10 protein-coding genes and 1 pseudogene are annotated in these 8,781 nt (G+C 64.0%); all 11 read left to right on the top strand.

The window, feature by feature from the left end; genetic code table 11:
- A partial coding sequence (locus tag AC1P6P_RS05030) for an NADH-quinone oxidoreductase subunit D-related protein (protein ID WP_481401343.1) occupies positions 1 to 127 on the top strand: 127 nt, incomplete at its 5' end.
- Positions 124 to 843 carry an NADH-quinone oxidoreductase subunit NuoE gene (gene nuoE, locus AC1P6P_RS05025; RefSeq protein ID WP_481401342.1) on the top strand — a complete coding sequence of 240 codons (720 nt, stop codon included), beginning with the start codon at positions 124 to 126 and terminating at the stop codon, positions 841 to 843. The genes AC1P6P_RS05030 and nuoE, both read left to right, overlap by 4 nt.
- Positions 844 to 975: 132 nt before the next feature.
- Complete coding sequence (gene nuoF, locus AC1P6P_RS05020; protein ID WP_481401341.1) at positions 976 to 2,256, top strand: NADH-quinone oxidoreductase subunit NuoF; 1,281 nt, start codon at positions 976 to 978, stop codon at positions 2,254 to 2,256.
- A 29-nt stretch (positions 2,257 to 2,285) separates the two neighbouring features.
- Positions 2,286 to 2,702 carry a hypothetical protein gene (locus tag AC1P6P_RS05015; RefSeq protein ID WP_481401340.1) on the top strand — a complete coding sequence of 139 codons (417 nt, stop codon included), beginning with the start codon at positions 2,286 to 2,288 and terminating at the stop codon, positions 2,700 to 2,702.
- Between the two features lies 1 nt (position 2,703).
- On the top strand, positions 2,704 to 3,471 hold the full coding sequence (locus AC1P6P_RS05010; RefSeq protein WP_481401339.1) for a GDSL-type esterase/lipase family protein: 768 nt from the start codon (positions 2,704 to 2,706) through the stop codon (positions 3,469 to 3,471).
- Positions 3,472 to 3,474: 3 nt separating this feature from the next.
- Entirely contained in the window at positions 3,475 to 5,601 is a 2,127-nt protein-coding gene (gene nuoG, locus AC1P6P_RS05005) for an NADH-quinone oxidoreductase subunit NuoG (protein WP_481401338.1), read from the top strand.
- A 172-nt stretch (positions 5,602 to 5,773) separates the two neighbouring features.
- The gene (gene nuoH / locus AC1P6P_RS05000; protein WP_481401337.1) at positions 5,774 to 6,847 is read left to right on the top strand and encodes an NADH-quinone oxidoreductase subunit NuoH; all 1,074 of its coding nucleotides are present in this window, start codon (positions 5,774 to 5,776) and stop codon (positions 6,845 to 6,847) included.
- Entirely contained in the window at positions 6,848 to 7,336 is a 489-nt protein-coding gene (nuoI, locus tag AC1P6P_RS04995) for an NADH-quinone oxidoreductase subunit NuoI (protein ID WP_481401336.1), read from the top strand.
- Between the two features lie 217 nt (positions 7,337 to 7,553).
- The gene (locus AC1P6P_RS04990) at positions 7,554 to 8,162 is read left to right on the top strand and encodes an NADH-quinone oxidoreductase subunit J (RefSeq protein WP_481401335.1); all 609 of its coding nucleotides are present in this window, start codon (positions 7,554 to 7,556) and stop codon (positions 8,160 to 8,162) included.
- Positions 8,162 to 8,470: an NADH-quinone oxidoreductase subunit NuoK gene (nuoK, locus tag AC1P6P_RS04985; RefSeq protein ID WP_481401334.1), complete on the top strand. Its 309-nt coding sequence runs from the start codon at positions 8,162 to 8,164 to the stop codon at positions 8,468 to 8,470. The genes AC1P6P_RS04990 and nuoK overlap by 1 nt, the downstream gene beginning before the upstream one ends.
- A gap of 1 nt (position 8,471) precedes the next feature.
- Positions 8,472 to 8,781 (top strand): annotated as a pseudogene (locus tag AC1P6P_RS04980) (NADH-quinone oxidoreductase subunit L); the annotation flags it as partial.

Here is an 8,781-nt window from a genome sequence, read left to right as displayed (position 1 = left end):
CAAGATCCGCGCGCCGAGCTATGCGTCGCTGCAGGCGCTCGAATATTTCACCAAAGGCCACATGCTGGCCGACGTATCGAGCGTGATCGGTTCCATCGACGTCGTGTTTGGGGAGGTGGACCGGTGAGCGTTCGCCGTTTGCATGAAGATCAGCCTGCCAGCTTCGCGTTCAGCGAAGAGAACATGGCGAAGGTCAATGTCTGGATCGCCAAATTTCCGCCCGGGCGGCAGCGCTCGGCGGTGATCAGCGCGCTGTGGATCGGCCAGGAGCAGGAAGGCTGGGTGACGAGGGCGATGATCGAAGAGGTTGCGCGCCTTCTCGACATGCCGTCCATTCGCGTGCTGGAAGTGGCGACCTTCTACACCATGTTCCATCTGAAGCCGAAGGGCCGCCATCACGTCCAGGTCTGCACCACGACGCCGTGCTGGCTGCGCGGTTCCGACGATGTCGTCAAGGCGTGCAAGAAGCACATCGCCGACAAGCCGCACACGGTTTCGGCGGATGGCGAATTCTCGTGGGAAGAGGTGGAATGCCTCGGCGCCTGCGTGAACGCGCCGATGGTGCTGGTCAATTCCGATCCCTATGAGGACCTCACCGGCGAAACCACCGAAGCGATCCTGCAAGCGATCCGCCGCGGTGAAACGCCGAAGCCGGGCTCGCAGATCGGCCGCCATTCCTCCGAACCGGCAGGCGGTGCCACCACGCTGACCGATCGCGCCCTCTACGATCCGACGCTGCGCCACGCCGGCCCGAGCCTGACCGACGACGAGGCCAAGAAGCTGACGCCCGGCGTCGAACAGCGCGAAGCCCCGATTCAAAAACCGCCGGGAGCGGCGACATGAAGAAGAATTTTTCACGCGGAGGCGCGGAGACGCGGAGGAGGTTTGTAAGCCTCACCAGCGCTGCGATGTCCGTGGTGATCATGAACTCCGCGTCTCCGCGTCTCCGCGTGAACCTTCTTGCGAGCCCCAAAAATGCTCAGTGATCGCGATCGCATTTTCACCAATCTCTACGGCTTCGAGGGTGCCGACCTCGAAAGCGCCAAGCGGCGTGGCAATTGGGACGGTACCAAGAACATCCTGGCGCTGGGTCCTGAGGCCATCGTCGACATCATGAAGAAGTCGGGCCTGCGCGGCCGCGGCGGCGCCGGTTTTCCGACCGGGCTCAAATGGTCGTTCATGCCGAAAGAGGTGAAGGACCGGCCGCACTATCTCGTCGTCAACGCCGACGAATCCGAGCCCGGCACCTGCAAGGATCGCGACATCCTGCGCAATGATCCGCACACGCTGGTGGAAGGCTGCCTCGTCGCTTCGTTCGCGATGCGCGCCAATGTCGCCTACATCTATGTCCGCGGCGAATTCATCCGCGAGCGCGAGGCGCTGCAGCGTGCCGTCGATGAAGCCTATGCCGCCAAGCTGATCGGCAAGGACAACATCCACGGCTGGCCGTTCGATCTGTATGTGCATCACGGCGCCGGCGCTTACATCTGCGGCGAGGAAACCGCGCTGCTCGAAAGCCTCGAAGGCAAGAAGGGCCAGCCGCGCATGAAGCCGCCGTTCCCGGCGAACATGGGGCTCTATGGCTGTCCGACGACGGTCAACAACGTCGAAAGCATCGCAGTGGCGCCGACCATTTTGCGCCGCGGCGCCGAGTGGTTTGCCGGCATCGGCCGTCCCAACAACACCGGCACCAAGGTGTTCTGCATCTCGGGCCATGTGAACAAGCCCTGCAACGTCGAAGAGGCGATGGGCATTCCACTGAAGGAGCTGATCGAGAAGCATGCCGGCGGCGTGCGCGGCGGCTGGGACAATCTGCTGGCGATCATTCCCGGCGGCGCCTCGGTGCCGCTGCTGCCGAAGTCGATCTGCGACACGGTGCTGATGGATTTCGACAGCCTGAAAGCGGTGCAGACCGGTCTCGGCACCGCCGCGGTGATCGTGATGGACAAATCCACCGACGTGGTGAAGGCGATCCAGCGGCTGTCGCAGTTCTACAAGCACGAAAGCTGCGGCCAGTGCACGCCGTGCCGCGAAGGAACGGGGTGGATGATGCGGGTGATGAGCCGCCTCGTTCAGGGCCGCGCCACCGTCGATGAAATCGATTTGTTGCAGGAAGTGACCAAGCAGGTGGAAGGCCACACGATCTGTGCGCTGGGTGATGCTGCGGCGTGGCCGATCCAGGGCCTGATCCGGCACTTCCGCCCCGAGTTGGAACGGCGCATCCGCGAATACGGTTTGCGCAGCGCTGCGGAGTGAATTTTGCCATGAGCGAAAGGAGGCATGACATGACCGTCGTCAGACCGCCGCTCGGATTGATGGTGCTGGCCGTGGCAACCGCGGGCATCGCGATCGCCAACATGTTCAAGTGGCGCAACGCCAAGGCGAAGGAGATGTACCTTTCCCAATGCGATGTCGCGCTGGCGCATCCGCGCCTGTCCGATCCGGTCGAACTCGACATGGCGGCCGGGACCATGGGCGGCTCGAAGCAGGAATTCGAGCGCTATGAATGGTACGTCGCGCGCCTGATCTACACCCTCGACGAATGCCTGCGGCTGGTGCCGGATGGCGAATGGGAGGCCGTCGCCAAAACGCAGATCGGCGGCCATCGGGCCTATCTTTGTTCGGACTATTACGCCAAGCAGGGCTATGCCGCGCACTATTCGCCGCGGATGCGCTCGCTCCTCTGCCAGCAACGGAACTAGCATGAATGCGCCGCTCGCCAATGCTGCCGTGATCGCCGGGTTCGCCCTGGCGGGCTGCGGCTGCACGTCGGTCGGCGCGTTCTTCCATCACGACGACCCGCCTGCCGCCGCGGCGATGGCCGATCCGTTCGCGACCGTGCGTCCGACCACCGCCTCGGTCGGCGTGGCAATGCCCGATGCGGCGTGGTTCCCGCATCCGTGGGACGCCTCGACCTATGTCCTGCGCGTGACCCAGTTCGGCGTCATGCCGCCGCTCAATGGCGGGGTGGCGTTCGTCGGCGACAGCCTGACCGATTGGATGCGCTGGAACGAGCTGTTCCCGGAAGTCCGCAGCCGCAATTTCGGTATTGCCGGCGACACCAGTGTCGGGCTCAAGGCGCGGATCGGGCAGGTGGTTGCGGCCAAGCCGGCGAAGGTGATTTTGCAGATCGGCACCAATGACGTCGAATTCGGCAAGCTTTCGCCGGAGGCCATCGTCGCCAACATCGATGCCTGCGTCGCGACGCTGCAAGGCGGCGTGCCGAACGTCAAGATCGTGGTGGAAAGCCTTCTGCCGCGCCAGCGCCTCTATGACGACAAGGTCCGCGGCGTGAATGCGCTGTTGAAAGCGGCGGCCGAGCGGCGTGGCGTCACTTATGTCGATGTCTATTCTCATTTCGTCGTGGACGGCCGGCTCGATCCCACCGTGACGCCCGACGATCTGCATCTTTCCGGCCAGGGTTACCTGCGCTGGCGCGATATCATCGGTCCCTCCATCGGAACGAACTGACACATGGCCCGCAAGCTCATCATCGACGGCAAGGAAATCGAAGCGGAGGACGCCCTCACGCTGCTGCAGGCCTGCGAACAGGCCGGCGCCGAGATTCCGCGCTTCTGTTATCACGAGCGCCTTTCGGTGGCGGGCAACTGCCGCATGTGCCTGGTGGAGTGGGTGGGGGCGCCGAAGCTGCAGCCGTCGTGCTCGCTGCAGGTGAAGGACATCTTCCCCAACAAGGACGGCACGCCGGCGAAGATCAACACCAATAGCGCGGCGGTGAAGAAGGGCCGCGAAGGCGTGATGGAGTTCCTGCTCATCAACCATCCGCTCGATTGTCCGATCTGCGACCAGGGCGGCGAGTGCGACCTGCAGGATCAGGCGATGGGCTACGGCCGCGCCGCCTTCCACCGCTTCCACGAGAACAAGCGTGCGGTCGAAGACAAATACATGGGGCCCTTGATCAAGACCCAGATGAACCGCTGCATCCAATGCACCCGCTGTGTGCGCTTCGCCACCGAAGTCGCCGGCGTGCCCGATCTCGGCCTCACCGGGCGCGGCGAGGATGTGGAAATCACCACCTATCTCGAAAAGGCGTTTGCGTCGGAGATTTCCGGCAATGTGGTCGACCTCTGCCCGGTCGGCGCGCTGACCTCCAAGCCCTATGCCTATAATGCGCGGCCGTGGGAGCTGAAGCACACCGAGAGCATCGACATCATGGATGCGCAGGGTTGCAACACGCGCGTCGACACTCGCGGCCGCGCCGTGCTGCGCATTCTGCCGCGGCTCAACGAGGACATCAACGAAGAGTGGCTGCACGACAAGGGCCGCCACATCTGGGATGGCCTCGGGCGGCAGCGGCTCGACCGGCCGTATCTGCGCAGGAACGGCAAGCTGGTGCCGGCGTCGTGGAGCGATGCTTTCGCGGCGATTGCGGCGCGGGTCAAGGCGACCACGCCGGAGCGGATGGCGGCGATCGTCGGCGATCTGGCGGCGGCCGAGGAAATCAAGGCGCTGCGGGATCTGATGGTCGCGCTCGGCGTCGCCCATCTCGATTGCCGCCAGGATGGCGCCAAGATCGGCGGGGCGCGGCCGGCCTATCTCTTCAACACCACCATTGCCGGCGTCGATGCCGCCGATGCGCTGCTCCTGATCGGCTGCAATCCGCGTTGGGAAGCGCCAATCCTTAACGCCCGCATCCGCAAGCGCTGGTTGAACGGGCCGCTGGCCATCGCCAATGTCGGCGCGGCGGTGGATTTGACCTATCCCGTCACGCAGCTCGGCGCCGAGGTGGAGGTGCTGAACGCGCTCGCCGACGGATCGCATCCGTTTGCCGAAGTGCTGCGCAACGCCAAGCGGCCGATGCTGATCATCGGCAACGGAGCGCTCGCCCGTCGCGATGGTTCGGTTCTGCTTGAACGCGCCGCCCGTATCGCCCGCGACACCGGAATGATCGGCCCGGCAGGCACCGCGGCCGAGGGCGGCTGGAACGGCTTCAACGTGCTGCACACGGCGGCCAGCCGCGTCGCGGCGCTCGACCTTGGCTTTATTCCTGGCGAAGGCGGCCGCGACGTTTCCGGCATCATCGACGGGGCGCAGAAGGGCGAGATCGACTTTATATACCTGCTCGGTGCCGACGAACTGCCGCTCGAAAACATGGGCCGGCCGTTCGTGGTCTATCAGGGCAGCCACGGCGATGTCGGCGCCAATTATGCCGACGTGATCCTGCCCGGCGCCGCCTACACCGAAAAGGACGGGCTCTACGCCAACTTCGAAGGCCGGGTGCAGGAAACGCAGCGCGCCGTGTTCGCGCCGGGCGAGGCGCGCGAAGATTGGGCGATCCTGCGCGCCTTATCGGATGTGCTGGGGCAGAGGCTGCCTTACGACACGCTGGCCGACCTGCGTCGCGCGCTGGCGAGCGAGCTGCCGCAATATGCCCGCATCGGCGAAGTGCCGGCGTGGCAGGGCGATGCTACGTTGTGGAACAGCGTCGGTGCCGACGGCGTGCTTGATACCGGCGCGCCGCTGGGGCAAGCGATTGCCGACTACTACCTGACCAACCCGATTGCGCGTGCGAGCAGAGTGATGGCCGATTGCAGCCGCATCCTGCTGCATGGCGCCGATAACAAGATGGCAGCCGAATGACACGATCGATGCGCACAACCCGTGGCCGTTCGCCGGCCCCCTGGCGGGGTCGGGTGGAGATCCGCAAATCGAATTTCCGCTGGGGCGGCTTCCAGCGCGATGCCCGTCCGCTGCCGCCCTGCGCGCGCGACGTGACGCTGTCGGGGCGCGGCAACAGGAAGGCGAGGGACTGATGGCGCTCACCAACTGGTTCCAACACACCTTCGCCTGGTCGTATCCGCTCGCCTGGACGGTGTCGCAGGTGATCCTGATCACGATTTATGCCGCCGCGGTGATGGTGTCGGTCGCGTTCTGGATTCTGGCCGACCGCAAGATCTGGGCGGCGGTGCAGATGCGGCGCGGCCCCAACGTGGTCGGCGTCTTCGGGCTGCTGCAGACCTTCGCCGACGCGATGAAGTTCATGTTCAAGGAGCCGATCATCCCGGCCGCCGCGAACAAGGTGATCTTCCTGCTGGCGCCGATCATCAGCGCAACGCTCGCCTTTGCCGCCTGGGCGGTGGTGCCGCTCGACAACGGCTGGGTGGTGGCCGACATCAACGTCGGCGTGCTCTACCTGTTCGCGATTTCCTCGCTCGGCGTCTACGGCGTCATCATGGGCGGCTGGGCTTCCAATTCGAAATACGGCTTCCTTGCCGCGCTGCGCAGCGCCGCGCAGATGGTTTCGTATGAGGTTTCGATCGGCTTCGTCATCGTCACGGTGCTGATTTTCGCGGGCACATTGAACCTGTCGGACATCGTGCGGGCGCAGGGGCCCGACATGCGCGGCTGGTACGTGTTCTCGCCGCTGTTCCCAATGCTGATCGTGATGTTCATCTCGTCGCTGGCCGAGACGCAGCGCCCGCCGTTCGACCTGCTCGAGGCGGAATCGGAACTCGTCGCCGGCTTCATGGTGGAATACTCGTCGACGCCGTTCCTGCTCTACTTCCTCGGCGAGTATATGAACATCGTGCTCTTGTGCGCCCTGATGAGCATCATGTTCCTGGGCGGATGGCTGCCGCCGCTGGCGATCTGGCCGCTGACGGTCGTGCCCGGCATTTTCTGGCTGCTGCTCAAGATCATCGTGCTGTTCTTCATGGTCTCGATGGTGAAGGCGTTTGTGCCGCGCTACCGCTACGACCAGTTGATGCGGCTGGGCTGGAAGGTGCTGCTGCCGGTGTCGATCGCCTGGGTCGTGGTTGCCGGCGCCTGGGTCGTGTTCGTCCGTCCCGTCTGGGACCCGTTCCTCGCTCACCTGTTTGGAGGCTAGATGGCATACCTCGACAAAAAGGCGCGCCAGATATTCCTCTGGGAATTCGTGCAGGCGTTTCTCTTATCGATGCGCTATTTCTTCGCGCCCAAGGCGACGCTGAACTATCCGTTCGAGAAGGCGCCGCAATCGCCCCGTTTCCGCGGCGAGCACGCGCTGCGCCGCTATCCCAACGGCGAGGAACGCTGCATCGCCTGCAAGTTGTGCGAGGCGATCTGTCCGGCGCAATGCATCGTGATCGAGGCCGAACCGCGCGACGACGGTTCCCGCCGCACCACGCGCTACGACATCGACATGACCAAATGCATCTATTGCGGCTTCTGCCAGGAAGCGTGCCCGGTGGACGCCATCGTCGAAGGGCCGAACCTGGAATTCGCGACCGAAACCCGCGAGGAACTGTTCTACGACAAGGCGCGGCTGCTCGCCAACGGCGACCGCTGGGAACCCGCCATCGCCAAAAGCATCGAACTGGACGCGCCGTACAGATGAAAAACACAGGTTGTCATGCCCGGCTGAGAGTTTCCTTCGACACCGCATTTTCACGCGGAGACGCGGAGACGCGAAGGTTGGGTGCCGAAGTCGTCGTTAGGCCGCGAGCGCCTGCGGTGATGCATGATGGCGCATTCAGGCAAGTCCGCTCCGCGTCTTCGCGTCACCGCGTGCGATCTTCTTTCGTTTTCGGCACGGAAAATACGGGTGGCACCCCATGATCCTCCAGGCCATTGCCTTCTATCTTTTCGCCACCATCCTGATCCTCAGCGGTCTTGTCGTGGTGACGTCGAAGAACCCCGTGTATTCGGTGTTGTTCCTGATCCTCGCCTTCTTCAATGCCGCCGGATTGTTCGTGCTGCTGGGGGCGGAATTCCTCGCCATGATCCTTGTCATCGTCTACGTCGGCGCGGTGGCGGTGCTGTTCCTGTTCGTGGTGATGATGCTCGACGTCGATTTCGCCCAGTTGAAGAAGGGCGTGCAGTCCTATCTGCTGCCCGGGCTCGCGGTCGGCGGCGTGCTGTTCATTGAGGCCGGTCTGGTGGTGGCGCAGCACTGGCACTTTGCGACCCGGGCCGTGAAGGCCGCGGCGACGCCGGCCGGTCTGACCAACACCGCCGCGCTGGGGCGCATTCTCTATACGGACTATGTCTATTACTTCCAGGCGGCGGGGCTGATCCTGCTCGTCGCCATGATCGGCGCCATCGTCTTGACCCTGCGCCACCGCGCCGGGGTGCGCCGGCAGAAGGCGTGGACGCAGATTTCGCGCGATCCGGCCGACGCCATGGCCGTGGTCGAGATGCAACCGGGCGAGGGGGTTGAGTGATGGAAATCGGATTGGGCCACTATCTCACCGTCGCCGCGGCGCTGTTCACCATCGGCGTGTTCGGCATCTTCTTGAACCGCAAGAACATCATCATCATCCTGATGTCGATCGAGCTGATCCTGCTCTCGGTCAACATCAACTTCGTGGCGTTCTCGGCCTACCTGGGCGATCTGGTGGGGCAGGTGTTCGCATTATTCGTCTTGACCGTTGCCGCCGCCGAGGCCGCGATCGGTCTTGCCATCCTTGTGGTCTATTTCCGCAACCGCCGCACCATCGCGGTGGACGACGTCAACCTGATGAAGGGCTGAGATGCTGTACGCCATCCTCGTCTTCCTCCCGATCATCACGTCGGCGATCGCCGGCATCTTCCAGAAGTGGCTGGGCGCGCGCCCCTCGGAGCTTCTGACGACGCTCGGCCTGTTCGTCAGCCTTGGGCTGTCGATTTACGCCTTCTACGACGTCGCGATCCTCGGCCATGCCCAGATCGTGCCGTTGTGGAACTGGATCAGCTCCGGCGACCTCAGCGTCGACTGGACGATCCGGGTCGACACGCTCACCGCCGTCATGCTGGTGGTGGTGACGGGCGTGTCCGCGCTCGTGCACCTCTATTCGATCGGCT

This window comes from Rhizomicrobium sp., assembly GCF_056722145.1.
This window is presented reverse-complemented; position numbering and strand designations above follow the sequence as displayed.